General features: G+C 58.4%; 25 protein-coding genes and 2 tRNA genes. 8 read left to right on the forward strand and 19 right to left on the reverse strand.

Going from position 1 to position 22,513, the window contains the following annotated elements; translation table 11 throughout:
- Positions 1-12: 12 nt before the first annotated feature.
- The 9 genes from CFBP5499_RS08220 to CFBP5499_RS08260 form a co-directional block, all read right to left on the reverse strand.
- Positions 13-312 (reverse strand): head-tail connector protein, encoded by a 300-nt coding sequence (locus CFBP5499_RS08220; RefSeq protein WP_080824884.1) that lies wholly within the window; start codon positions 310-312, stop codon positions 13-15.
- Entirely contained in the window at positions 309-1,085 is a 777-nt protein-coding gene (locus tag CFBP5499_RS08225; protein ID WP_080824883.1) for a hypothetical protein, read from the reverse strand. The genes CFBP5499_RS08220 and CFBP5499_RS08225 overlap by 4 nt, the downstream gene beginning before the upstream one ends.
- Positions 1,082-1,420, reverse strand: a complete 339-nt coding sequence (locus CFBP5499_RS08230; RefSeq protein WP_080824882.1) for an HNH endonuclease — start codon at positions 1,418-1,420, stop codon at positions 1,082-1,084. The genes CFBP5499_RS08225 and CFBP5499_RS08230 overlap by 4 nt, the downstream gene beginning before the upstream one ends.
- Complete coding sequence (locus tag CFBP5499_RS08235) at positions 1,417-2,034, reverse strand: hypothetical protein (RefSeq protein ID WP_080824881.1); 618 nt, start codon at positions 2,032-2,034, stop codon at positions 1,417-1,419. Before CFBP5499_RS08235 ends, CFBP5499_RS08230 begins: the two co-directional genes overlap by 4 nt.
- Before the next feature lie 3 nt (positions 2,035-2,037).
- Complete coding sequence (locus tag CFBP5499_RS08240; protein ID WP_080824880.1) at positions 2,038-3,609, reverse strand: phage major capsid protein; 1,572 nt, start codon at positions 3,607-3,609, stop codon at positions 2,038-2,040.
- Positions 3,606-3,944: a gene transfer agent family protein gene (locus CFBP5499_RS08245; RefSeq protein ID WP_080824879.1), complete on the reverse strand. Its 339-nt coding sequence runs from the start codon at positions 3,942-3,944 to the stop codon at positions 3,606-3,608. Before CFBP5499_RS08245 ends, CFBP5499_RS08240 begins: the two co-directional genes overlap by 4 nt.
- On the reverse strand, positions 3,941-5,164 hold the full coding sequence (locus tag CFBP5499_RS08250) for a phage portal protein (protein WP_080824878.1): 1,224 nt from the start codon (positions 5,162-5,164) through the stop codon (positions 3,941-3,943). The genes CFBP5499_RS08245 and CFBP5499_RS08250 overlap by 4 nt, the downstream gene beginning before the upstream one ends.
- A 119-nt stretch (positions 5,165-5,283) precedes the next feature.
- Complete coding sequence (locus CFBP5499_RS08255) at positions 5,284-6,837, reverse strand: tyrosine-type recombinase/integrase (protein WP_080824877.1); 1,554 nt, start codon at positions 6,835-6,837, stop codon at positions 5,284-5,286.
- A gap of 91 nt (positions 6,838-6,928) precedes the next feature.
- Positions 6,929-7,005: transfer RNA gene (locus tag CFBP5499_RS08260), tRNA-Pro, on the reverse strand.
- Positions 7,006-7,271: 266 nt separating this feature from the next.
- On the opposite strand from CFBP5499_RS08260, the gene CFBP5499_RS08265 reads away from it, so the two are divergent.
- The 3 genes from CFBP5499_RS08265 to CFBP5499_RS08275 all read left to right on the forward strand — a co-directional run bounded on the left by CFBP5499_RS08265 (position 7,272) and on the right by CFBP5499_RS08275 (position 8,410).
- On the forward strand, positions 7,272-7,577 hold the full coding sequence (locus tag CFBP5499_RS08265; RefSeq protein WP_010971882.1) for an ETC complex I subunit: 306 nt from the start codon (positions 7,272-7,274) through the stop codon (positions 7,575-7,577).
- A 49-nt stretch (positions 7,578-7,626) separates the two neighbouring features.
- Positions 7,627-7,703: transfer RNA gene (locus CFBP5499_RS08270), tRNA-Arg, on the forward strand.
- Positions 7,704-7,780: 77 nt separating this feature from the next.
- Positions 7,781-8,410 carry a histidine phosphatase family protein gene (locus tag CFBP5499_RS08275; protein WP_080824876.1) on the forward strand — a complete coding sequence of 210 codons (630 nt, stop codon included), beginning with the start codon at positions 7,781-7,783 and terminating at the stop codon, positions 8,408-8,410.
- On the opposite strand, the gene CFBP5499_RS08280 is transcribed toward CFBP5499_RS08275, so the two are convergent.
- Positions 8,388-8,543 carry a hypothetical protein gene (locus CFBP5499_RS08280; RefSeq protein ID WP_080824875.1) on the reverse strand — a complete coding sequence of 52 codons (156 nt, stop codon included), beginning with the start codon at positions 8,541-8,543 and terminating at the stop codon, positions 8,388-8,390. The genes CFBP5499_RS08275 and CFBP5499_RS08280 overlap by 23 nt on opposite strands.
- Before the next feature lie 237 nt (positions 8,544-8,780).
- Here CFBP5499_RS08280 and CFBP5499_RS08285 point away from each other — a divergent pair, with 237 nt between their 5' ends.
- The 4 genes from CFBP5499_RS08285 to CFBP5499_RS08300 all read left to right on the forward strand — a co-directional run bounded on the left by CFBP5499_RS08285 (position 8,781) and on the right by CFBP5499_RS08300 (position 12,363).
- Positions 8,781-10,079, forward strand: coding sequence for an efflux RND transporter periplasmic adaptor subunit (locus tag CFBP5499_RS08285; RefSeq protein ID WP_080824874.1), 1,299 nt, complete (start codon positions 8,781-8,783; stop codon positions 10,077-10,079).
- A gap of 13 nt (positions 10,080-10,092) precedes the next feature.
- A complete protein-coding gene (locus tag CFBP5499_RS08290; protein ID WP_080824873.1) occupies positions 10,093-10,812 on the forward strand; it encodes an ABC transporter ATP-binding protein in 720 nt (239 codons plus the stop codon).
- Positions 10,802-12,010: an ABC transporter permease gene (locus tag CFBP5499_RS08295; protein ID WP_080824872.1), complete on the forward strand. Its 1,209-nt coding sequence runs from the start codon at positions 10,802-10,804 to the stop codon at positions 12,008-12,010. The genes CFBP5499_RS08290 and CFBP5499_RS08295 overlap by 11 nt, the downstream gene beginning before the upstream one ends.
- A 62-nt stretch (positions 12,011-12,072) precedes the next feature.
- Positions 12,073-12,363: a hypothetical protein gene (locus tag CFBP5499_RS08300; RefSeq protein WP_080824871.1), complete on the forward strand. Its 291-nt coding sequence runs from the start codon at positions 12,073-12,075 to the stop codon at positions 12,361-12,363.
- Positions 12,364-12,525: 162 nt separating this feature from the next.
- On the opposite strand, the gene sufA is transcribed toward CFBP5499_RS08300, so the two are convergent.
- The 8 genes from sufA to CFBP5499_RS08340 all read right to left on the reverse strand — a co-directional run bounded on the left by sufA (position 12,526) and on the right by CFBP5499_RS08340 (position 20,147).
- Complete coding sequence (gene sufA / locus CFBP5499_RS08305) at positions 12,526-12,915, reverse strand: Fe-S cluster assembly scaffold SufA (protein ID WP_080824870.1); 390 nt, start codon at positions 12,913-12,915, stop codon at positions 12,526-12,528.
- A 105-nt stretch (positions 12,916-13,020) separates the two neighbouring features.
- Positions 13,021-13,404 carry an SUF system Fe-S cluster assembly protein gene (locus tag CFBP5499_RS08310; RefSeq protein WP_080824869.1) on the reverse strand — a complete coding sequence of 128 codons (384 nt, stop codon included), beginning with the start codon at positions 13,402-13,404 and terminating at the stop codon, positions 13,021-13,023.
- Positions 13,405-13,442: 38 nt separating this feature from the next.
- Entirely contained in the window at positions 13,443-14,693 is a 1,251-nt protein-coding gene (locus CFBP5499_RS08315) for a cysteine desulfurase (RefSeq protein ID WP_175416660.1), read from the reverse strand.
- Complete coding sequence (sufD, locus tag CFBP5499_RS08320) at positions 14,686-15,957, reverse strand: Fe-S cluster assembly protein SufD (protein WP_080827295.1); 1,272 nt, start codon at positions 15,955-15,957, stop codon at positions 14,686-14,688. The genes CFBP5499_RS08315 and sufD overlap by 8 nt, the downstream gene beginning before the upstream one ends.
- A gap of 22 nt (positions 15,958-15,979) precedes the next feature.
- Positions 15,980-16,735 carry a Fe-S cluster assembly ATPase SufC gene (gene sufC, locus CFBP5499_RS08325; RefSeq protein ID WP_003507958.1) on the reverse strand — a complete coding sequence of 252 codons (756 nt, stop codon included), beginning with the start codon at positions 16,733-16,735 and terminating at the stop codon, positions 15,980-15,982.
- 116 nt (positions 16,736-16,851) lie between these two features.
- Complete coding sequence (locus CFBP5499_RS08330; protein WP_080824868.1) at positions 16,852-17,313, reverse strand: hypothetical protein; 462 nt, start codon at positions 17,311-17,313, stop codon at positions 16,852-16,854.
- Positions 17,310-18,779: a Fe-S cluster assembly protein SufB gene (gene sufB, locus CFBP5499_RS08335; RefSeq protein WP_080824867.1), complete on the reverse strand. Its 1,470-nt coding sequence runs from the start codon at positions 18,777-18,779 to the stop codon at positions 17,310-17,312. The genes CFBP5499_RS08330 and sufB overlap by 4 nt, the downstream gene beginning before the upstream one ends.
- A gap of 198 nt (positions 18,780-18,977) precedes the next feature.
- Positions 18,978-20,147 carry a cysteine desulfurase family protein gene (locus CFBP5499_RS08340; protein WP_080827293.1) on the reverse strand — a complete coding sequence of 390 codons (1,170 nt, stop codon included), beginning with the start codon at positions 20,145-20,147 and terminating at the stop codon, positions 18,978-18,980.
- A gap of 211 nt (positions 20,148-20,358) precedes the next feature.
- Here CFBP5499_RS08340 and CFBP5499_RS08345 point away from each other — a divergent pair, with 211 nt between their 5' ends.
- Positions 20,359-21,036, forward strand: coding sequence for an alpha/beta hydrolase (locus CFBP5499_RS08345; protein WP_020012833.1), 678 nt, complete (start codon positions 20,359-20,361; stop codon positions 21,034-21,036).
- 240 nt (positions 21,037-21,276) lie between these two features.
- On the opposite strand, the gene CFBP5499_RS08355 is transcribed toward CFBP5499_RS08345, so the two are convergent.
- On the reverse strand, positions 21,277-22,398 hold the full coding sequence (locus CFBP5499_RS08355; RefSeq protein WP_080824865.1) for an anhydro-N-acetylmuramic acid kinase: 1,122 nt from the start codon (positions 22,396-22,398) through the stop codon (positions 21,277-21,279).
- Positions 22,399-22,513 lie beyond the last annotated feature (115 nt).

Below are 22,513 nucleotides of genomic sequence, written 5' to 3' on the forward strand. Positions count from 1 at the left end.
TCGTCCAGCCCGTCATTCGCCATCGTGGAACCACTCCAAGCGATAGCTATCGAGCGTCTGGGTGATGGTCTGCGGCGCTATCTGGCTGGAAATCCCGAACGTCGCGAGGCCGCGCATTTCATAATGAAACGCGACCAGCTTCAGGATTGCGACTTTCAGATCAGACGGAACCGGGTCGAGGTCATCAAGCGATCTGCCGATGTAGTTCGCGACATACTCACAGGCCGCTTCGATGAGAAGCATGATCAAAGCGTCTTCCTCGCTGTGATCAATACGCAGATATTGCTTTGCGAGATCAGGTGAAACGATCATTCCGCTGCTTCCTTCTGAAAAGCTATTTTAGGTTTGTTTTCCAGAGCGCTCCTCGCGCCGGTCCCTAAATAGGCAGGGAAATCGTCAGACACCCCCGGGGGCTGTTTCCTCTGCCGGAAGTGATGCGAATTGAGGGCTTCTTCGAGTGTGAGGCCACGGCGCTTCATGAGATTGGCGACGGTGGATTTGACCCTGCCATGAGCAGCGCACCATTCAGCAAAGGTCTTGCTCTCACCATTGATGGTATAAAGCTTGGCGACGCGACCCTTTGGAAATGACGCTGTGAGTGCTTCTGCAAGCGTCATAGTCCTCAGGCGATTGTAGAGCGCGCTGGTTTCGATACCGATGTCAGCGGCCCACTCTGTGAGCGTCTTGCTCTGGCCGTCATATGTATGGAGGGCGTTGGGCCGGCTGGTTTTGGTCTTCTCGCCGTGTGCGATAGCTTGCTCAATGGTGAGTTTTTTGAGCCATTTGCTGAGTGTCGATTTGGACACGCCGATATAAGCGGCCCATTCGGCTGTCGTTTTGGTTTCACCATTGGCAGTGTGCTTTTCAGCCACAGCCTCAGGTTTGGCGTTAACCTGCTCTTTGCTGAAGATTGGCAGGCGCTGTCGCTGATGCCCGGTTTTCATCGGTGTGGTAATAGCGTCGGCAATGGACAGGCCACGCTCAAGGCGTCCGATGATGATGCCCGTGGTGATGCCATAGTCGAGCGCCCATTCGATAATGGGCTGCTGGATGCCATCATGTTCAAGGATGGTTTCGGGCGTCATAGTGCGCGCTCCTGCCGCTGTTTGGTGGAGCTATGGCAAGGCGTGCAAAGGGATTGCCAGTTACCGCGATACCAGAACAGGCGCTTGTCGCCGCGATGGGGAATGATGTGATCGACAACCGTGGCAAGGTTTCCGCACATCCGGCAAGATGGGTGTGCACGCAGATACTCACCACGGGCTTTACGCCACTCATGGTTATAGCCGCGAAGGGCTGCTGATGGACGGCGGGCATCATGGCGGGCATTGCGTTCGCGCTTGGCCTTCTCCTGGCACTGGCAAAGCTGGCCGTGGGGAACGATTGCACCACATGTGCAGAAACGGGGCGGCTTGCTCATTTGCGCCTCCCGGAAGATTTGAGCGCCTGAAGTCCGGCACGGTCAAATTCAGGATCAAGGCCAGCAGCAACATTGCGCTCTGCCTGTTCCGGGTCCGGTTCCTTCTCGTCGTCGGAACCGCCGCCATGAATGGCTTTCAGCTTTTCAAGGTGCGCTCTGTATGCCCGGTCAATTTCGGTCGGTGTGGCGTTCCATGCCTGTTCGGGCGTCCAACCGAGCCAGCCGGTCGCACGATCATAGAGGGCGGCAAACACTTCAGCCCACGTCACCTGCTTGGTGGTCGCGTGCAACGGTTGCGCACGCTTTTCCGGCGCTGGCGTCAGCATGGACACAAGTTCGAACAACGGGGCGCGAACAGCCAGAAAGAAAGGGAAAAGCGGCCTTCGCTGCACGGCAGTCAGGAAGGCCGCTGCACTCTGGTTGCCGCCGCTTTCGGAGACCAGAATGATTTCGGAAATGATTGTGAAGTTCAGGTCTTCCAAGGCAGCATGAAGCGCCGGAAAGCCGAAACGTTCTTCAAGGATGGTAGCAGCGCGCAACGAAGGGCGAAGGGTCAGGGCGTTACCGCCATGACTGATTTCCACCTGTTCGAAGGATGCGCGCTGCTGTCTCATGGGTTAGGCCTTCACCTTCAGCTTGGCGAGGGCTTCACCCATAATCACGCGGCCACCGACACGGCGGCGTGCATGCAGCTTGACGACGCCGTTACCAGCGCCGGTAATGTCGTCGCGGATGATGTCGAAGCCGACACGATCTGCGATGGCGTAACCGCTGGCGAAATCGCCAAAGATGATCGGGGTTTTACCGGCTGCGATGTCCGGGGCGTCCACAGCCTCATAGACCGGACGACCCAGAAGCAGAGAAGGCTGACCTGCGGTGATACCGGGCTGCCAGATATAGGTTCCGTCGCTATCCTTGAGCTTGCGGACAACGCTCATGGTCTTGCGGTTCATCAGCCACGAACCGTTGACGGAATAGCTCGTCTTGATGTGGTAATAGAGGTCGATCAGGGCTTCGGCATTGAAGCCGCCGCTGGTAGCGATTTCCACTTCCTCCACGTCACCCGAGCCGAGAACCCCTTCTGCCTGCGTCGTGCCGTTACCATTGACGAACCACGATGCTTCGATCTGGCCGAACCGGCGGGCGATGTGATTGGACAGGAAAGCGGCAAGATCAATCTGCGCGTCTTCGAGCAGAATACGAGTGACCGGAACCGTCACGGCCATTTCGAACGGCTTCAGATCAATCTGTTCGAACGAAGGCTCGTCTTCGGTAGCGGTGGCGGTTTCGGCGCGGGGTGCCGGCGTGACTTCATCGACAAGGCGCGGAAGCTGAAGCAGCGGGCCGGACATGGCAATGGTCTGGGCAAGGCCGCGAACCGGGGAATATTCGGCCACCTTTTCGAGAATGGTCGTGGCGACGGCTTCCGGTGCGAGAATGCCGCCCGTGGACGAACCGCCATAAGCCAGCGCCTTCACTTCGGAGGCATCGCCCGTGCGAACGAAATCCGAGAAGGCTTTGACTTCGTTGCCGTTGTCGTTCGAAGCTTTGGGGTGATTGTTGTTGTCGGCGGCAGGGCGGCGGTTGAGCTTTGCCTGCATCGTCGCAATGTCGTCTTTAAGCGCCTTGATTTCTTCGGCGCTGACAACCGGATCGGCATTTGCCACCGGCTTGTTCTGCTCTGCATTTTCCATTTTGGGGTTTTCCTGTTCAACGTTGAGGGGGTGAGACTTTGTCTCGGTAATGCGGGCATCCGGGTGCACCGGGCGACGGCAAAGGCTGATTTCATTGATGGTGAGGGCTGTCAGGACACGGCCACCTTCCGGGCGTGCTTTCGCTTCGTGAAGGCGGTATCCGATGGACAGGCCGGACATGCTGCCACGCTGAAGGGCAAGCCGGGCCTGCCGGGCCGGTTCGATACCCTCAACAAAAAGACGGCCTTTGACCTCAAGTCCCCTTTCGGTGACAGAGTGAGTTTCCCAGACGCCGACGACACTTTTCTGCTCATGCTCCACGATCATCGGGACACGCGGGGCAAAGCTGAAGGCGGAAGGCTCAATGAGATCGCCGTAGCTGTCGGGCTGGCCGAAAGGCCAAGCGATGCCGGTCACGGTGCCGGTGTCGTCAATTGAAACTTCGGCCTTGATTTCGAGGTTGCCTGTTTCGGTAGTGCTGGCGATGGCTGTCATTCTGCCACCTGCGAGATCGCGTCATTGACGGCTTCCACCCCGAAAAACAGGCTGGTGATAACGCCGTCCGCAACGGCGAAGACTTCGGCCAGCGGCCTGCCGATAACATAGACCGACACGAGCCGGTTCGCTTCTTCGGGGGTCATACCGCCGCCGATCAAGCCAAGCCGGATGATCTCGGAAACATCTGTGAAGCTGTAGCTGGTATCGCGAAAACGGCGGAATAGCGCACCGACGCCGTGGCCGGTTTTCGTTTCAAGTTCAATGATCAGGTCGCGGGTCGGGAAGGCAAAGGCTTTCTCGCCATCGCCAAAGAAGGCGCGGTGTTCCGTCATTTGGCGGGTTCCTTTTCAGGGGCCGCAACAGGCGTTGCGCCGGAGGTCGTATGGGGATTGATCAACTCGTCGCCACCGGGAAGCGGCGGCATATTGAGGATGGCGCGGGCTTCGTTGGGCGACATGACGCGATTGGTGACGAGCGCCGTAATGTTGGCCGTGCGCGATGCCATATCGGCGCGCATGAGGTCATCGACAACAAATTCGAACCAGTGATCGTTCTGTTCGATCTCGGTCAGAAGGACAGTCGCGAGGGCTTCCTGCCACTTGTCGAGCCAAGGCCGGAGGCAAAGCTGTAGGAAGCTTGCGCCCATCTGTTCGGCGTTGGACCACGTCGCACGCTCAAGCTGGAAAAGCAGGTGCGGTGGAACGCCGAAGATACGAGCAATTTCGTTGATCTGTTCGAGGCGGTTTTCGACATACTGGCTATCTGTCGAGGTGAGCGCCGGAGCTTCATACTTCCAGCCGCCGTCAAGAATTAGAGGGTCGGCGGAAGCGCCGCGCATCCACTCCCGGAAGCTCTTACGCATGTTGGAAATGGTAGTTGCGCCAGCTTCCCCGCCCTGCGCCTTCTCATTCGAGATAATGGCGTTCGGACGTGCGCCGGAGGTGAAGAACGTTGCGCCGTGCTTTTCCAGAACCGAGGCGAGGCCGATGGCTTCACGACCGAATGAGATCGGGGAGCGACCGAGGAAGGAAGGGATATGGAGGATTTCGGTGTGCGAGTATTCGCGAGAACCGCCGTTCGCTGAAACGCGATAGAACGGCGGGGCAGCGCCAAGGGCGTCTTCCATGACGGACACGGTGCCGGGCAAAAGCCGGATAATTTCGAAAGGGCGTCCATCGGGATATCGCACGACACGGGCAAAGCCGTTGCCGTAGATAAGCGCGTCGGCTGTAAGCTGCGTGCGAATTGCGCCTGCGCCCGTCCATTCGTTCGCCCGCTTGTGGACAATCTTATGGGCAGAGTGCTTGCTGGCGACTTCCTTGGCTTCGGCCTGCTCCCGATAGAGTTTCACAGGAAGGGAGCCAATCGTTTCAGAAATCAGGCGCACGGCTTGAAGAACAGCCGGAGTGTTGAGGGCAGACAAGCCGCCGACGCTGACACCGCTGGAAGTAGTGCGCACGCCAAAGATTTCGGAAACAGCAGGGTCGGACAGGAGATAAGCTTTGCGCTCCCCCATACCGAACCTGTTTTTAACTTCGTTCCAAAAACTCATCTGGATAACATTCCTATTTAACTTAGGAATATTATCTCATGGTGAGAGTCAGATGTGAACCCTTTAAATCAACGAAAATGATGATATTTGAAAAAAGATCAAATTTATTGATAGAAACGCTACGTGACGATATCGCGGACCAGTTTCATCTGTTTCGCTATCTCGACAAGCTTCACGTCGCTGCCGCCATAGTCATCGGCGGATGAGCCGGAAGACCTTCCCATGATGTAGAGGGCGGCCCGCTCGGACACGCCACCCGTCAGCGCGTCTTCGAACAAATGGCGGAAACCGTGGTTTGGCGGCGGCAAATCCGTGCGCTTTGGAAAGACCTTTTCATGTATCCACTCGCGCAAGCGCTGGTCTTCATTCTTGCCACCCGGAAATAGCTTGCCATCTAGTTGAGCCTTCACCCATTCGATGAAGCCTTCCTTGATCAATCCGGGATGCACCGGCACCTTTCGGGCCTTATTTGTCTTTGTCTTTCGCCCGTCACCAACGCGGATATGAATGAACCAAAAGCCTTCGACTTCGAAGATATCGCGCTTTTCCAGCACTGTAATCTCATTCACCCGTGCGCCGGTATGGGCTACGATCCAAGGTATCCAGCGAAAGCTTGATCGGGTTGCGGTCCGGGCAAATTCGAGGAAATGCCGGGCATCTTTGAGCGAATAGGTCCGCTCAGCACTGTCGCCCTTTTGGACAACCGGAAGCTCTAAAGCCGCCCACGGCTCCCCGTTTGGAAACATATGGTTTTCGGACTGCTTATTCGCCTCACCCATCAAGGTTCGAATAATGGTGATTTTGTCGTGAACAGTTTTCCGGGAAAGCTTGCCATCAACAAGCATATGGTCACGCCACGCCCTACCCTCTGCGAGTGTTACCGTCGCAACAGCCTTATCTTTTCGGAAAGCCTCAAAATCGTCTTTCGCGTTCCGATACTTCTCTAAGGTCGCTTCTGATTTCGGACGGCTGAGACCGATGGAAGCTAGTCGCTCCTGTTCCTTAATGACGTCCTCAAAGGTTATGCCCGCAACAGGCGAGACTAAAGGCTGGCTTTCCTCCTGTTTGACGGCTTCGACAAGCAATGGATGGGAAGGTTCGCCGTTGAAATCGCCATCGTTGCGTTCGTAGCGCCTTGCAACAGCCTCATAGGACGCGATACAAAGCGCCTGCGCCAATGCGCGCCACTCTGGCGTTCCCTTCACCGCGTCGGTGTTTCCCGCAAGGCGCGTCCGCTCAATACGCAAACCGACGAGTTCTTCTAGTTCGTCGTCGGATAGTTTACCCGCGAAGCCGTCGCGGAACGGATGAGCGTCATACGCCGGATCGGGGTCGATCTGCGCATAGCGGGGGTCGTGTGCACGAATCTCGGAATCGAAGCTGATCTGGCTCTGGTAGTCACGTAGGGCGATTTGTTGGGCGGTGAGTGGATGGGCCGCTGGCTTCGGCTGCTGGCCGGTCGCGGCTTCATGCTTCAGTCGGGCAATGCCAATCTGCCTCTGCATCGAAGCAACGGCGGCGGCATGGTTGCGAAGGGCCGTGCGCCGGTCGCCACCAAGCTGAATTTCGAGTTCTGCCCGATTATCAAGATATGGCCGGAGCGATGACGGTATGACGATCCTAGCGGAATACCGCCCGTTTCGTTCTTTCCAATGTTGAGGCTTGCCCGCCATTCGGACCCCATTTTGTGACGTGATTTGTGACGTCAATATGGGGGGAAAGCCTTGCTATGCAAGGGGTTCTAATCATTTCAAATAGATGAAATGGTCGGAGTGGAGAGATTCGAACTCCCGACCCTCTGGTCCCAAACCAGATGCGCTACCAGACTGCGCTACACTCCGCCGAGGCGATGGCTGGGGAATACACGGTTCACCCAGAGTCCGCAACAGGGAAATTCATCTTTGTTCACTCACGGCCTTGATCGGCAAAATCCGTCGCCAGCGCGGTAACGCCGGGAAAGGAGCGCGCGGGATAATCGTCTTGACTCTCACCTGAAGTCAGTCCATTTCAAATTCAACGTTCCTGACACGATTTGGTTATTCTATTCAGGTACGTGAAGAATAATTCGGGGTGTTGCGCCCCACTGTCCAACCGGAGCAGTTTCGACATGTCTGCGAAGATTTACCGCCCTGCAAAAACCGCCATGCAATCCGGCACGGCGAAGACCAATGTCTGGGTTCTGGAATTCGACGCCGAGGTTCCGCGCAAGATCGATCCGATCATGGGCTACACCTCCAGCTCCGACATGAAGCAGCAGGTGAAGCTGACATTCGAGACACAGGAACAGGCCGAAGCCTATGCACAGCGTAAGGGCATCGAATACCGCGTCATCCTGCCGAAGGAAGCGACCCGCAAGGTGGTTTCCTACACCGACAATTTCCGTTTCAACCGTACCCAGCCCTGGACACACTGAAACACACCCATTGAAGATTTCTGCCGGAGCATCAATTGCCCGGCGTGACGGCCCCTTAGCTCAACTGGATAGAGCAACTGCCTTCTAAGCAGTAGGTCGCAGGTTCGAGTCCTGCAGGGGTCGCCACCGCTTCTCACATTCCCCACGAATGACTGGTTTGGTGCGATTGTATTTGTATTTAGCCGTTTAAGAGGGGCATTCGTGTGTCGACTATCTACCTGTTGCGGCATGGTGAAACCGTTTGGAATACCCTCGGGCGGTTTCAGGGCCAAAAAGATTCACCGCTAACGACGCTTGGGATCGAACAGGCGGATTTCGTCGCCAACGTTCTTTATCATGAGCTTTCAGTCGACGGTCAGTCATTCGCGATGCAAGTAAGCCCTCTTGGTAGAACGCGCGAAACCGCAAGCCGGATTCGCCGCTTGCTTTCACTTCCCAGCGTCGAAGATGCCCGGCTCATGGAGGTCACAGTTGGCTCATGGGACGGGATGACAAGATTTGAAATCGATTCCGAATTCCCTGGCTATCTTGACGGTGCTGATGCGTTCGACTGGTACTTCAAATCGCCTGATGGCGAGAGTTTCGACGACGCGTGTAATCGTGCGAAAGCCTGGATCGCAGATATCGGATGTCCGACGATAGCCATATCACACGGGCTGTTCGGTCGAATAATCCGAGGTGTCTATACCGGCCTATCGAAACGAGAAATGCTGGAGCTTCCGGTTCCGCAGGACGGCTTCTATCGTCTTCACGACGGCGCTTTTTGTCTGATCGACGGTTTATCAAGAGCGCCGACGCAGGCCCCTTGCCCTACCCCTGCCCCATCAGCGTGAAGTAACCCCACACCGCCACGAAAAACAAAATGACAGCTGCTATCGTCAGCGCCTTCTTCGCTTTCGGCCCGAGCGGTTCGCGCGGCTTTTTCGGCGGCACCGGTTTGCGGAACTTCACCACATTGTCGTTCATTTCATCATCGTCCTGAATGTCGCTGCTGAAACCGGCGCCACATCGGTGGCATCGGTCTTTCCAATACCTATCTCTAGCAGACCAGAACTATCATAAATATTACCAAGTTTTCACTTCACCCTTGAGGCAAGCTATGTCACTTCCCACAATCAGAGGAATACACAGCGACAGACGGATGGACAAACCGCAGAGCTGAAACAACCCTCTGTGGTATTTTGAATTTTGCGGGTGACGAGAATGAATGACGCCAACGGCAATGGCCGCGATACACCAGACAGCCAGCCCGATCTGCGCGAGATTCTGGGAACGAACAGAAATGGCCGGAAGAAGAAATCGCGCCGCTATCTTTATGCGGCCGCTTTCCTCGTGCTGGTCGGCGGTGGCCTGGGTTATTATTACCAGTCACGCGCGGCAGGCGTTGCCTATAGCTACACCACGGAAGCGGCCCGTCAGGGCGATCTGTCCGTCATCGTCACCTCAACCGGTTCGGTGCAGCCGACGGATCAGGTCGATATATCGAGCGAATTGTCCGGCACGGTGCGTAAGGTCAACGTTACCTATAACACCCCGGTCAAGGCCGGAGACGTTCTGGCGGAGCTGGATACCAACAAGCTGGAAGCCGACGTGCAGAGCGCCCGCGCCAAGCTTGCCTCCGCCAAGGCGAACGTGCTGAAGGCGCGCGCCGATCTCGGCTCGGCGAAAACCTCCATGGAGCGCCTGCGGTCGTTGGTGCAGAATCGGGTCTCCAGCCAGCAGGATCTGGATGCGGCACAGTTCACCCACGATGCTGCTGCCGCAACGCTGCAGGTCAACGAGGCAACCGTGCTTTCGGCGGAAGCCGATCTGCGGCTCGCCGAGGTCAATCTCGGCAAGGCCAAGATCGTCTCGCCCATCGATGGCGTCATCCTCACCCGCAGCGTCGATCCCGGCGCCACCGTCGCCTCCTCGCTCAACGCGCCTGTTCTCTTCACCATCGCCGGCGATCTGCGCCACATGGAATTGCAGGTCTCGGTCGACGAGGCTGATGTCGGCAAGGTCGAGACCGGGCAGAAGGCCACGTTTAACGTCGATGCCTATCCCGACCGCAGTTTCCCGGCCGAAATCGAAACGGTCCGTTTCGCGTCGGAAACCGTGTCCAACGTGGTGACCTACAAGGGAATATTGACTGTTGATAATGCGGAACTGCTGCTGCGCCCCGGCATGACGGCGACGGCCAATATTATCGTCGAGGAGATCAAGGATACGCTCCTGGTGCCGAATTCGGCGCTTCGTTATACGCCGCCGCGCGAATCCGCCTCCCGTGGCGGTGGGTTGATGAGCCTGTTCCGCCCGCCCCGCATGGGCCGCTCTCAGAATCGCGACGCCGGCCAGGCCGCGACGGCTAAAAGAACGGTCTGGGTGCTGCGCAACAATAATCCGGTCTCCGTCGCCATCGAAACCGGTTCCACCGATGGCCAGCATACCGTGGTAAAATCGGGCGAGTTGAGAGCCGATGATCAGGTGATTACCGACGCAACGGCCCGCAACGCCGGCTGACGGGGAGAACCGCATGCAACAGCCGCCGCTCATCGAATTCCGCCATGTCGTCAAGCAATATGGCCGCGGCGAAGCGACGATCCGTGCGCTCGATGGCGTCAGCCTTTCCATTCGTGAAAAGGAATTCGTCGCCATCATGGGTCCGTCCGGCTCGGGCAAATCCACCTCGATGAACATCATCGGCTGTCTGGATGTGCCGACGGCTGGCGAATATCTGTTTCAGGGCGTGCCGACCAGCGGCTTCGATAATGAGCACCTGACGCTGCTGCGCCGCCACATGCTGGGTTTCGTGTTTCAGGGCTTCAACCTTCTGTCGCGCACCTCGGCTGTAGAAAATGTCGAACTGCCGCTGGTCTATCGCGGCATGAAGGCCTCGGAACGGCGCGCCCGCGCCATGGAGGCGCTGGCACAGGTGGGGCTGAAGGGTCGTGAGGACCACACCACGCAGGAGCTTTCCGGCGGCCAGCAGCAGCGTGTGGCCATTGCGCGCGCCATCGTCACCCGCCCTGCCCTACTTCTGGCCGACGAGCCGACAGGCAATCTCGACACGAAGACCAGCAACGAGATCATGGAACTCATCACCGCGCTCAATCGCGACAGGGGCATCACGGTCGTCATGGTCACCCATGAAGAGGATATCGCCGCCCACGCCGGACGCCTGCTGCGCTTCGTCGATGGACACCTCGCCTCCGACAGCGCGGCCGACAAGAAGGAGACATCCGATGTTCTTTGAAACATCGCGTCTGGCACTGCGCGCCATCAGCCGCAACCTGCTTCGCTCCTTCCTCACCGTGCTCGGCGTCGTCATCGGCGTCGCCGCCGTCATCGCCATGGTCACCATCGGCAATGGCACCACGGAACAGGTGAAATCGGAACTGTCGCGGCTCGGCACCAACATGCTGTTCGTGCGCCCCGGCCAGTTCGGACCCGGACGGGCCAGCACCGAGGCCAAGCGCTTCGATGACCGCGATGTCGAGGCCATCCGCAACCAGATTTCAGGCATCCGTGCGGTAGCCCCGCAGAATCGCAGCTCCGCCGCAACCGTCATTTTCGGCGGCAAGAACCACCAGACAAGCGTCATCGGCACCACCAATGATTATCTGATCGCGCAGGACTGGACCATCGCACTCGGCCGCGATTTCCAGCCTGCCGAAGATCGTGGCGGGCAGATCGGCTGCATCATCGGCGAAACGGTGCGGCAGGAACTCTTTGGAGCGGAAAATCCAGTGGGACAGACGGTGCGCGTCAGCAATATCTCCTGCCCGGTCATTGGTGTTCTCGCCAGAAAAGGCCAGTCCGGCCTCGGTGACGATCAGGACGACACCATCATCATGCCGCTCAAAATCCACCAGCGGCGCATCGGCGGCACCACCACCATCTCCTCGATCATGGTCTCGGCACAGGACGGCGTTTCCACCACCAAGGTGCAGAGCGACCTGCAGAACCTGCTGCGCGAACGCCGCCGTATCGGCATCGGCCGCGAGGATGATTTCACCGTCAACGACATGACGCAGATCGCCTCGGCCATGACCGGCACGACGACGCTGCTGACCGGGCTTTTGGGCGCAGTCGCCGCCGTCAGCCTGCTGGTCGGCGGCATCGGTATCATGAATATCATGCTGGTTTCGGTGACGGAGCGCACCCGCGAGATCGGCATTCGTCTTGCCATCGGCGCGCTGGAAAAACAGGTGCTGACGCAGTTTCTGGTAGAAGCCGTCATGCTCTCGGCCTTCGGCGGCCTCGTCGGCATATTGACGGGCCTCGGCCTTGCCTATGGCGTCGTCAGCTTCCTCAACGTGCCCTTCGTCACCAGCCCGTCTATAATCTTCCTCGCCTTCGCCTTTTCTGCGGCCATCGGCGTGATTTTCGGTTATTTCCCGGCGCGACGGGCGGCGAGTTTAAGCCCGATAGAAGCGTTGCGGCATGAGTAAAAAGCCGTTGCTGCTGCTGCAGTTCCGGCGGAACAGGTTTACAAGTTACGGAGAGTAGTCGGATGTTCAAATCGGTATCGGAAAGCGCCGCTGCCGCGGATGGCGGTTCGCTCGCGCTTTTCGTGGAGCGAATGGACGGACAGACAGAAGTGTTTGTGATCCATCGCTCCCTCGCGTCACGCGGAACACCCGACTATAACAAGATCACGTCGAGTCTTCGGCCACTCTCCGCCGAAGATTGTCGGGTGATTGCCGCTGAACTCGAACCGCTATTAGTGACGACGGATTCGATTCACCCGCTGGCCGATTTTATAAACACATTCAAACGGCAGTCGTCGTCTTTCGAGAGCTGATTTCGAGCGGCAGTCCGTTCCGGGAAACGGTATCCGGTATCTCTCCTCCACCATCCTCGGGTTTGTTCCGAGGATCTAAACACGCCAATAAAATCAAAACATTGCAAATCCTCGGGACAAGCTCGAGGATGACGTTGGCGTGTCTGGCAAGAGCGTTGACTCTTAAACGCTGGCCTCAGCCTCACGCTGCTTTGCGAGCGCCGCCAGATCGGCGGGCTTCAGCTCAACCGATTCACCGCAGCCGCAGGCGGATGTCTGGTTCGGATTGTTGAAAGTGAAACCGGAGCGCATCTTGGTCACTTCGAAATCCATCTGGGTGCCGAGCAAATAAAGCACGGCGGAGGGCTGAACCCAGACGCGCGCGCCTTCGAATTCCACCAGATCGTCCTTCGCATCCGGCTCGGTCACGAGGTCGATGGTATATTCCATGCCCGCGCAGCCGCCCTTCTTGATGCCGACGCGCACGCCCTTGGCATCCGCACCGGAATTTTCGACGATTGCTTTAACGCGCGAGGCTGCAGCCCCGGTCATGGTCATGATTGCAAAGCCCATGGGCCCATTCTCCTTCGACAATCGAGTTCAAGGCTCGATGCTTATGGAATTCAATTTAAGTGCGTCCGGCAATGTCACCAAGGGATGACACCGCTCAAAATCATATCAGTACCAGCCTACGGCGACCTGCGCTTCTTCCGACATGCGGTCCGGCGTCCATGGCGGATCGAAGGTCATCGAGACCTCGACACCGGAAACACCCTCGACGGCGCCCACGGCATTTTCCACCCAGCCCGGCATTTCACCGGCGACGGGGCAACCGGGTGCGGTCAGCGTCATGACGATCTTGACCATGCGGTCATCCTCGATATCGATCTTGTAGACGAGACCAAGTTCGAAAATATCGGCCGGAATTTCCGGGTCGTAGACGGTCTTCAGCGCCGCGATCACATCGTCGCTGAGGCGCGCCAGCTCTTCCGGCGGAATGGTCGACACCTTTTCCTGAGCTTCGGTCGCATCCTGGGTCTTTGCAGTGGCTTCGGCAGTCATGGTCTTAAACCTCAATCCTGATCTCTCAAATCCCGATATCAGGCGAAAAATTTGCGCGCATATTCCAGCGCCTCGACAAGAGAGTCTACCTCAGTGCGGGTATTGTAAAGGCCGAACGATGCCCGGCATGTGGAGGTGACGCCGAACCGTTTCAAGAGCGGCATCGCACAATGGGTGCCGGCACGCACGGCAACGCCGCGCCGGTCGATCACCATCGAGACGTCATGGGCATGGATACCCTCGAGTTCGAAGGAGAAGATGCCGCCTTTGTCCGGTGCATTGCCGATGATGCGCAGTGAGTTAACCTCGCGCAGTCGCTCGGCAGCGTAAGCGGCAAGATCGGCCTCATGCGCGGCAATAGCGGCACGGCCGAGATTGTCCATATAATCAAGCGCGTAACCAAGCCCGATCGCCTGCACGATGGGCGGTGTGCCGGCTTCGAAACGATGCGGCGGTTCGTTATAGGTCACGTTGTCTTCGGAAACGTCGAGGATCATCTCCCCACCGCCCTGGAACGGCCGCATCTCGCGCAAGCGATCCGCCTTGCCATAGAGCACGCCAATGCCCGAGGGACCATAAAGCTTGTGGCCGGTCATCACGTACCAGTCGCAATCGATATCTCGCACATCGACCGGCATGTGAACCGCGCCCTGCGAACCATCGACCAGCACCGGAATGCCGCGCTCATGGGCGATGCGGCAGATTTCCTTGACCGGCACGATGGTGCCGAGCGCATTCGACATATGGGTAATGGCGACGAGCTTGGTGCGCTCCGTCAGGCTTTTTTCGAAAGTCTCGATATGGAACGCGCCGTCATCATCAACAGGCACCCAAACGAGCTTGGCGCCCTGCCGCTCACGGATGAAATGCCACGGCACGATGTTGGAGTGGTGCTCCATGATCGAGATGACGATCTCGTCGCCCTCGCCGATCTTGGGCATGCCGTAACCGTAAGCGACCGTATTGATCGCTTCGGTGGAGGATTTGGTGAAGACGATCTCATCCACCGAACCGGCGTTCAGGAAACGGCGCACCTTTTCGCGCGCCGCCTCATAGGCGTCTGTTGCGGCATTGGAGAGGAAATGCAGGCCGCGATGCACGTTGGCATATTCATTTGCATAAGCATGCGAAACGGCGTCGATCATCACCTGCGGCTTTTGAGCGGACGCGCCGTTGTCGAGATAGACCAGCGGCTTGCCATAGACCTCACGCGACAGGATCGGAAAATCCTTGCGCACGGCTTCGACGTCATAAGGGGCCGCCATTGCGGCGCGTTCGCTCTCAGGCATGATGTTCCAGCCAGCCGGAGATGATCGTCTCCAGCGCCTCTACCAGATTTTCTTCTTCCAGTTCCTCGACGATTTCAGCGACGAAGGCGTTAACGAGCATCGCCCGCGCCTTTGCCCGCGGCACGCCGCGCGCCATCAGGTAATAGAGATGGTTGTCGCTGATATCGGCAACCGTCGCACCATGGCCGCACTGAACGTCATCGGCGAAGATTTCCAGTTCCGGCTTGGCCGAGAACTCACCATCGTCAGACATCAGCAGCGTATTGCAGGCCATCTTCGCGTCGGTCTTCTGGGCATCGGGCGCCACCCGGATCATGCCCTGGAAAATGCCCTTGGCACGGTCAAACACCACGTTGCGGAACACTTCCGTCGAGGTCGTGTTCGGCACGTTGTGGCCAAGAACCATCGTCACGTCGGTATGGGTTTCACCACCCAAAAGGTTGACACCGCGAACGATGAGATCAGTGCCCTCGCCTTCCACGTCGATGAGCAGTTCCTGCCGCACCAGCTTGCCGCCGGCATTGACAATGAACAGGCGGATTTTGGCATCCGCGCCGATTTTCATGCGCAGCTGGGCAAGATGGATATCGGCTGCACCCTGCTGCTGCAGGATGATCCAGGTCACTTCCGCGCCGTCTTCAACGACGATGTCGGTAACGGAGGAAACCAGGGCCGCATCCGAAGTCACCGAAAGGTGACGCTCGATGACGGTCGCCTTGGAACCCTTGCCGAAACGCACCGGGAAACGGCTGTGAACCTGGCCTGCGCCATGGACGGCCTGCAATTCGATCGGCTTTTCGATATCGGCATCGGCGGGGATATTGAGCACCAGACCATCGCGCACGAAGCTGCCGTTGATACGACCAATCGCATCATCCTTGCTGGCTTCCGCGAGACCTGCGGCAGCGGAGCCATCGAGCAGGCTTGTCGCAAAGCTCGAAACGCTGATGTCCTCGATCTTGCCGATATTGGCCGTGCCGTGCAGCACGTAGGCAACCGGCGAACCGGCGATGACGGACACAGCCTTTTCGATGACCGGCGCGGGCCGGTCTTCCGGAACGGTCCGCAGCAGGCTTTTCAGATCGGTATAATGCCAGGCCTCGATGCGGCGGGTCGGAAGACCGCCGGTCTTGAGATCATCGAACAGCACGTCGCGCGCGGCAACCACGGCACCGTCGCCGGGCAGCTCGCTGAACTTGGCGGTATAGGCGTCAACCAGTGCGGTTTCCGCGGGTGTCAGCCGGTTGGTAGCTTGAATGTTCATGGACATCACCTCCTGGCCCGACTTAGGCCGCTTCACCGATGATGTCGGCATAACCGTTGTTTTCCAGCTCCAGCGCCAGCGCCTTGTCACCCGAGCGGATGATCTTGCCCTTGTAGAGAACATGGACGCTGTCAGGCACGATGTAATCGAGCAGGCGCTGATAGTGGGTGATGACAACGGTGGCGCGATCCGGCGACTTCAGGGCGTTGACGCCATCAGCCACGATCTTCAGCGCGTCGATGTCGAGGCCGCTATCGGTTTCGTCGAGAACGCAGAGCTTCGGCTCCAAAAGCGCCATCTGCAGGATTTCGGCGCGCTTCTTCTCACCGCCGGAGAAACCGACATTCAGCGGACGCTTCAGCATATCCATGTCGATCTTAAGGTCGCCGGCAGCTTCCTTGACGCGGCGGATGAAGTCCGGCGTCGTCAGCTCTGCTTCGCCACGCGCCTTGCGCTGCTCGTTCATCGCAACCTTCAGGAACTGCATGGTGGCGACGCCGGGAATTTCGACCGGATACTGGAAGGCAAGAAAAATGCCCTTGGCAGCGCGCTCAGCGGCGTCCAGTTCCAGAATGCTCTCGCCGTTGTAGAGAATGTCACCGGAGGTGACTTCATAGTCTTCACGGCCCGACAGGATGTAGGACAGCGTCGACTTGCCAGAACCGTTCGGGCCCATGATGGCGGCAACCTCACCGGCGGCAACCTTCAGGTTGAGGCCCTTGATGATCTCGGTTTCGGTATCGGCGATCTTTGCGTGCAGGTCGATGATTTCAAGCATGATTTTGTTCCTGTTCATGGTGCGGTTTCAAGGACCGCCTCGTAGACCCCATGGGCCCGTCTCAACTTTTACATCCGTCATCCTCGGGCTTGTCCCGAGGATTTAATCCGTCAATTTCAGTCACTCATCGCATCTGCGAACCCGTCAGGCAGTTTCCAGTAAGCGCAATCATCCAGTGTATAGAGGCTGCCAACCTTTTCGATTTTCTCGATGGACAATTCGAGTTCAAGCGTGTCTTCCGGCCCCAAATCATAGACGACAGCCATCGTCGTTAGCGGTTTGAGTAATGCGAAACTGAATGAAGTGCCGTAAGCGACAATGTCTCGCTTTTTAATATCGCCCTTGATCGCCTTCACAAATTCGAGTTCCGCACGGATCATCCGGGGATTTATTCCCTCAGAATCCATAATCCCCGAATCCCCGATTGTCAGCGATCTGACACGCGCCTCCACGACGATCTCCGCCGACTTCAAGCGCTCATCCTGACTAGGACACGGCTGCATAGCCGCCGCCGCCCCCAATGAGGCTAACAACAGCAGAAACGCCAACGCCGTTTTCACTGCGATGGTGTGTCTCACCCAACGGACCCTTCCAGCGAAATGCCGATCAGTTTCTGCGCCTCAACCGCAAATTCCATCGGCAGTTCCTGAATGACTTCCTTGACGAAGCCGTTGACGATCAGCGCGATGGCCGCTTCTTCCGGAATGCCGCGCTGCAGACAATAGAACAGCTGGTCTTCGGAAATCTTCGACGTCGTCGCCTCGTGCTCGAAATGCGCGGAGGAATTCTTCGCCTCGATGTAAGGCACGGTATGCGCGCCGCACTTGTCGCCGATCAGCAGACTATCGCACTGCGTGAAGTTGCGGGTGTTCGTCGCCTTGCGGTGGGCCGAGACCTGGCCGCGATAGACGTTTTCCGAAAAGCCGGCGGCGATGCCCTTGGCGATGATGCGGCTCGACGTGTTCTTGCCGAGATGGATCATCTTGGTGCCGCTATCGATCTGCTGGTGGCCGTTGGAGACAGCGATCGAATAGAATTCGCCACGGCTGTCATCACCGCGCAGAATGCAGGACGGGTATTTCCAGGTAATGGCCGAACCGGTTTCCACCTGCGTCCACGAAATCTTCGAACGGTCGCCACGGCAATCGCCACGCTTGGTCACGAAGTTGTAGATGCCGCCCTTCCCGTTCTTGTCGCCCGGATACCAGTTCTGAACGGTGGAATATTTGATTTCGGCATCATCAAGCGCCACAAGTTCAACCACGGCGGCGTGAAGCTGGTTCTCGTCGCGTTGCGGTGCCGTACAGCCTTCCAGATAGGAGACGTAGGCGCCTTCTTCAGCGATGATCAGCGTACGCTCGAACTGGCCGGTGTTCTTTTCGTTGATGCGGAAATAGGTGGAAAGCTCCATCGGGCAGCGCACGCCCTTCGGCACGAACACGAAGGAACCATCGGTAAAGACGGCCGAGTTCAGCGTCGCGTAGAAATTGTCCGTCGTCGGAACGACCGAGCCGAGATATTTCTTCACCAGTTCCGGATGCTCGCGCACGGCTTCGGAAATCGACATGAAGATCACGCCGGCCTTCGCCAGCTCCGCCTTGAAGGTGGTGACGACAGAGACGCTGTCGAACACGGCGTCCACCGCGACCTGGCGCTTTTCGACGCCGGCGAGGATTTCCTGTTCCTTCAGCGGAATGCCGAGCTTTTCATAGACCTTCAAAAGCTCCGGATCGACTTCATCGAGAGACTTCGGGCCGGGGGTGCTTTTCGGTGCGGCATAATAATAGAGATCGTTGAAGTCGATCTTGGGATAACTGACGCGCGCCCATGTTGGCTCGTCCATCGTCAGCCAGCGCTTGTAAGCCTCAAGACGCCATTCCAGCATCCATTCGGGCTCCTGCTTCTTGGCCGAGATGAAACGGATCACCTCTTCCGAAAGGCCCTTCGGGGCCTTGTCGACTTCGATATTGGTTTCGAAGCCGTATTTGTACTGGTCCACATCGATCTGGCGGACCTGATCGATCGTTTCCTGAACCGCTGCCATGTCGTTCTCCAATCTCGCCGGAGCCAAGGTCCGGTGGCTTGTCAACGTATCAAGGCGGAAAGCCGCCTTATTCATCTTCGGGCAAATCGTTCCGAGCCGTCAGCCGGGGCGGAGCTTATACCCATGTAGGTGCGGGATGGCGCTTTTCACACATCCCGGCAAGCGGAAAATTGCTATTCCGCAATTCTTTGCCGCATTTTACGCGGCCTGACCGGCCAGTTTGCGCCGCCCGGCAATTTTCGTGAACGCCACAAGCGTCCTGTCTATATCGGCCTCGCCAGTCGCATGGCCGAGGGAAATCCTGAGCGCGCCGAGCTTGGGATCGTGCCCCATTGCCGTCAGCACATGGCTTTCGCCCACCTTGCCGGAGGAGCAGGCCGAACCGGCAGAGAGCGCAATGCCCTCTATGTCGAAGGCGATCTGTCCCGTTTCCGCTTTCAGGCCCGGCAGGGTGAAGAAGGTCGTATTACCCACGCGGGCAACATCCGCACCATAGATGATGACATCAGGGGCATTCACCCGCATGCCGTCCTCCAGCTTCGCCCGCAGCGCGCCAAGACGCGCCGCTTCGTCCGCCAATTTCTCGGCCGCCACGGCAGCGGCGGCACCAAAACCGATGACCGACAGGGTATTTTCCGTGCCGGACCGATGTCCCTTTTCCTGCCCGCCGCCATGGATCAGCGGCTTCGGCATCATCACCTCGCCGCGCGAAATGAGAGCGCCGGCACCCTTGGGGCCGCCGAGCTTGTGGGACGAGAGAACAAGAAAATCCGCATCGAGATCATTGATATCGAGCGGAATGCGGCCCGCCGCCTGCACCGCATCGACCACCATCAATCCGCCGGCCGCGTGCACAAGCCGCGCGGCTTCCGCCACCGGCTGGAGAATACCGGTCTCATTATTGACCAGCATGCAGGCGACCATCGGCAGACCGGTGGACCTGTCGTGCGACGACAGCAGCGCCTCAAGCGCGGCGAGATCGATTACACCAGCTAACGTAACGGGAACCTCCGTAACGTCAGACTTACCGAACCGGCCGCCTTCCCGGAAAGCGGGATGCTCGATGGCGGAGGCATACAGGCGGCCATAACGCACAGGCGCGCGTCCCATCCTGAAATCCGGCGTCAGCACCAGATTGGCGGCTTCGGTCGCACCGCTGGTGAAGGTGACATGGGATGCCTGCGCGCCGGCAAGTGCCGCAACATCGCGACGGGCAGCCTCCACGGCGGCGCGGGCAGCGCGCCCTTCCCGATGGACGGAAGACGGATTGCCGGCAAGATCAAGCGCGGACACAAGGATGTCCCGCACGACCGGCAGAAGCGGCGCCGTGGCGTTCCAATCCATATATGTGCGCGTTAAACCCGTCATAGCGGAAAAGCTTCGCTCAATCTTATATGCGCCAAAACGCATTTTTCTTGAAATTACAGTTGCGCTTGCCTTATGACACGACCCGAGTGCTTGAGCACACGCAAAGTTTCGAATTATTCTAAACTGCGTTCTAGAAAAGATGACACAGTTCGTCAAGTCTTCTCATCGGAAGAATGCGGTTCGGGAATGAAAAAACACGACCGGAGTACCAATGCCCGAAGTCATCTTTAACGGCCCTGCGGGTCGCCTCGAAGGCCGTTATCAACCCTCCAAGGAAAAGAGCGCGCCGATAGCGATCATCCTTCATCCGCACCCGCAGTTTGGCGGCACGATGAACAACCAGATCGTCTACCAGCTCTTCTATCTTTTCCAGAAGCGCGGCTTCACGACGCTCCGGTTCAACTTCCGCTCGATCGGCCGCAGCCAGGGCGAGTTCGACCATGGCGCGGGCGAGCTTTCCGATGCCGCCTCCGCTCTCGACTGGGTGCAGAGCCTGCATCCCGATTCGAAAAGCTGCTGGGTCGCGGGTTATTCCTTCGGCGCCTGGATCGGCATGCAGCTTCTGATGCGTCGCCCGGAAATCGAAGGTTTCATGTCGATTGCGCCGCAGCCCAACACCTACGACTTCTCGTTCCTGGCCCCCTGCCCGTCCTCCGGCCTCATCATCAATGGTGATTCCGACAAGGTCGCGCCTGAGAAGGACGTCAACGGTCTCGTTGAAAAGCTGAAGACCCAGAAGGGCATCCTCATCACCCACCGCACCCTTCCCGGCGCCAACCACTTCTTCAACGGCAAGGTGGATGAGCTGATGGGCGAATGCGAGGACTACCTCGACCGCCGCCTGAACGGTGAGCTTGTGCCGGAACCGGCGGCGAAGCGTATTCGGTGACTGGCCGCGCATTTTAAAGCAGGTCTTGATTTATCGATAATGATCGAGGGTGGGTGTGGCTCACCCCCCTCTGCCCTGCCGGGCATCTCCCCCTCAAGGGGGGAGATCAGCCAGACGCCTACTCATCGCCCAAGCTTCTAGGTTTAAGATGGCCGGAAGGTCGCCACGATTCGATCTCCCCCCTTGAGGGGGAGATGCCCGGCAGGGCAGAGGGGGGTGAGCCAAGCCCACCATCGTCGATTATGCCCGCACCAAAACCCCACCCGTCACCGGCTCGTTCACCCCCGTCGTCCCCGGATAGGTCAGCGGTAACCCCTGAAGCGAGCGCACGGCCAGATAGGCCCAGGCCTCCGCCTCCATCGCCCCGCCATCGAATCCCGCCTCTTCCGCCGCGATCACCCGCGCGCCAACCTTTGCGGCCAGGATCGCAAATTCTTCCATGACAACAGGGTTAAGCCGTCCGCCACCACAGACCACATAGGTCTTCGCCGCTTCCGGCAAATAGCTCGCCGACTTCAGAATGGCAGCACCCGTCAGATGTGACAGCGTCCGCGCCCCGTCCGCAAGCGAGACCTCACCCTTTTGCGGCGGCACAAAGTCACCGCGGTCGAGCGAGCGGCGGATATTGGCCGAAAAAAACGGGCTTTCCATGTAGCGCTTCACGAGAGAGGCAACCACGCTGCCGCCCGCCGCCGTCCTGCCGCCCTTGTCGAAGGCTTTACCGGTATGCGCTTCGATCCACTGGTCGATCAACATATTGCCGGGACCGCTGTCGAAAGCCGCAAGCCGGCCACCCTCGCCGATATAGGTCAGATTGGAGATACCGCCGATATTGACGAAGACGGCGGGCGTCTCGAACCCATCAGGCAGGTTGGCAGAAAGCGCCATGTGATAGGCCGGGATAAGCGGCGCGCCCTGCCCACCATGCACCATGTCGTTGGCGCGCATGTCGTAAACCACGTCGATGTCGGTTTCGGAAGCCAGCAGCGGCCCGTCGCCGATCTGCACGGTCAGCGCCTCATCCGGCCGGTGCAGCACCGTCTGGCCATGGAAGCCGATCACGTCGATACCGCCAGCTTCAAGCCCGTGACGGTGCAGGAAGGATTTGACCGCCGCCGCATGGGCAAGCGTCAGCTTGCGCTCGGCCTCCCCCAGATCGCCAGGGCGCTCGCTCCGTTCACGAATGGCTTTGGCTGTCGTGAGCGCCTTCTGCCAGATGGCGCGCAGGCCGGGATCATAGGGGAAATAACCGCTCGGCCCGTGCCGCACCACGCTTTCGCCGTCCGTGCGCAACAGGGCGATATCGATGCCGTCCATCGATGTGCCGCTCATCAGCCCGATTGCCGTTTTGACCTCGCCCACGCGCCGCTCCCTTGCAATATCGAATCATGATGACGTCAATCCCGATATTCATGGCCGAAACGGGTGCACATTTCAAAAAACAATGATAAAGCCCCGGCGTTCATTGGCTTTCAAT

It is taken from the genome of Agrobacterium tumefaciens (assembly GCF_005221325.1).
Taxonomy (GTDB): Bacteria; Pseudomonadota; Alphaproteobacteria; order Rhizobiales; family Rhizobiaceae; genus Agrobacterium.

Coding starts and splice junctions, on each gene's coding strand:
- CFBP5499_RS08220 (WP_080824884.1), bottom strand. CDS start 312: ATGATCGTTTCACCTGATCTCGCAAAGCAATATCTGCGTATTGATCAC.
- CFBP5499_RS08225 (WP_080824883.1), bottom strand. CDS start 1,085: ATGACGCCCGAAACCATCCTTGAACATGATGGCATCCAGCAGCCCATT.
- CFBP5499_RS08230 (WP_080824882.1), bottom strand. CDS start 1,420: ATGAGCAAGCCGCCCCGTTTCTGCACATGTGGTGCAATCGTTCCCCAC.
- CFBP5499_RS08235 (WP_080824881.1), bottom strand. CDS start 2,034: ATGAGACAGCAGCGCGCATCCTTCGAACAGGTGGAAATCAGTCATGGC.
- CFBP5499_RS08240 (WP_080824880.1), bottom strand. CDS start 3,609: ATGACAGCCATCGCCAGCACTACCGAAACAGGCAACCTCGAAATCAAG.
- CFBP5499_RS08245 (WP_080824879.1), bottom strand. CDS start 3,944: ATGACGGAACACCGCGCCTTCTTTGGCGATGGCGAGAAAGCCTTTGCC.
- CFBP5499_RS08250 (WP_080824878.1), bottom strand. CDS start 5,164: ATGAGTTTTTGGAACGAAGTTAAAAACAGGTTCGGTATGGGGGAGCGC.
- CFBP5499_RS08255 (WP_080824877.1), bottom strand. CDS start 6,837: ATGGCGGGCAAGCCTCAACATTGGAAAGAACGAAACGGGCGGTATTCC.
- CFBP5499_RS08265 (WP_010971882.1), top strand. CDS start 7,272: ATGTCTGCGAAGATTTACCGCCCTGCAAAAACCGCCATGCAATCCGGC.
- CFBP5499_RS08280 (WP_080824875.1), bottom strand. CDS start 8,543: ATGAACGACAATGTGGTGAAGTTCCGCAAACCGGTGCCGCCGAAAAAG.
- CFBP5499_RS08285 (WP_080824874.1), top strand. CDS start 8,781: ATGAATGACGCCAACGGCAATGGCCGCGATACACCAGACAGCCAGCCC.
- CFBP5499_RS08290 (WP_080824873.1), top strand. CDS start 10,093: ATGCAACAGCCGCCGCTCATCGAATTCCGCCATGTCGTCAAGCAATAT.
- CFBP5499_RS08295 (WP_080824872.1), top strand. CDS start 10,802: ATGTTCTTTGAAACATCGCGTCTGGCACTGCGCGCCATCAGCCGCAAC.
- CFBP5499_RS08300 (WP_080824871.1), top strand. CDS start 12,073: ATGTTCAAATCGGTATCGGAAAGCGCCGCTGCCGCGGATGGCGGTTCG.
- sufA (WP_080824870.1), bottom strand. CDS start 12,915: ATGGGCTTTGCAATCATGACCATGACCGGGGCTGCAGCCTCGCGCGTT.
- CFBP5499_RS08310 (WP_080824869.1), bottom strand. CDS start 13,404: ATGACTGCCGAAGCCACTGCAAAGACCCAGGATGCGACCGAAGCTCAG.
- CFBP5499_RS08315 (WP_175416660.1), bottom strand. CDS start 14,693: ATGCCTGAGAGCGAACGCGCCGCAATGGCGGCCCCTTATGACGTCGAA.
- sufD (WP_080827295.1), bottom strand. CDS start 15,957: ATGAACATTCAAGCTACCAACCGGCTGACACCCGCGGAAACCGCACTG.
- sufC (WP_003507958.1), bottom strand. CDS start 16,735: ATGCTTGAAATCATCGACCTGCACGCAAAGATCGCCGATACCGAAACC.
- sufB (WP_080824867.1), bottom strand. CDS start 18,779: ATGGCAGCGGTTCAGGAAACGATCGATCAGGTCCGCCAGATCGATGTG.
- CFBP5499_RS08340 (WP_080827293.1), bottom strand. CDS start 20,147: ATGACGGGTTTAACGCGCACATATATGGATTGGAACGCCACGGCGCCG.
- CFBP5499_RS08345 (WP_020012833.1), top strand. CDS start 20,359: ATGCCCGAAGTCATCTTTAACGGCCCTGCGGGTCGCCTCGAAGGCCGT.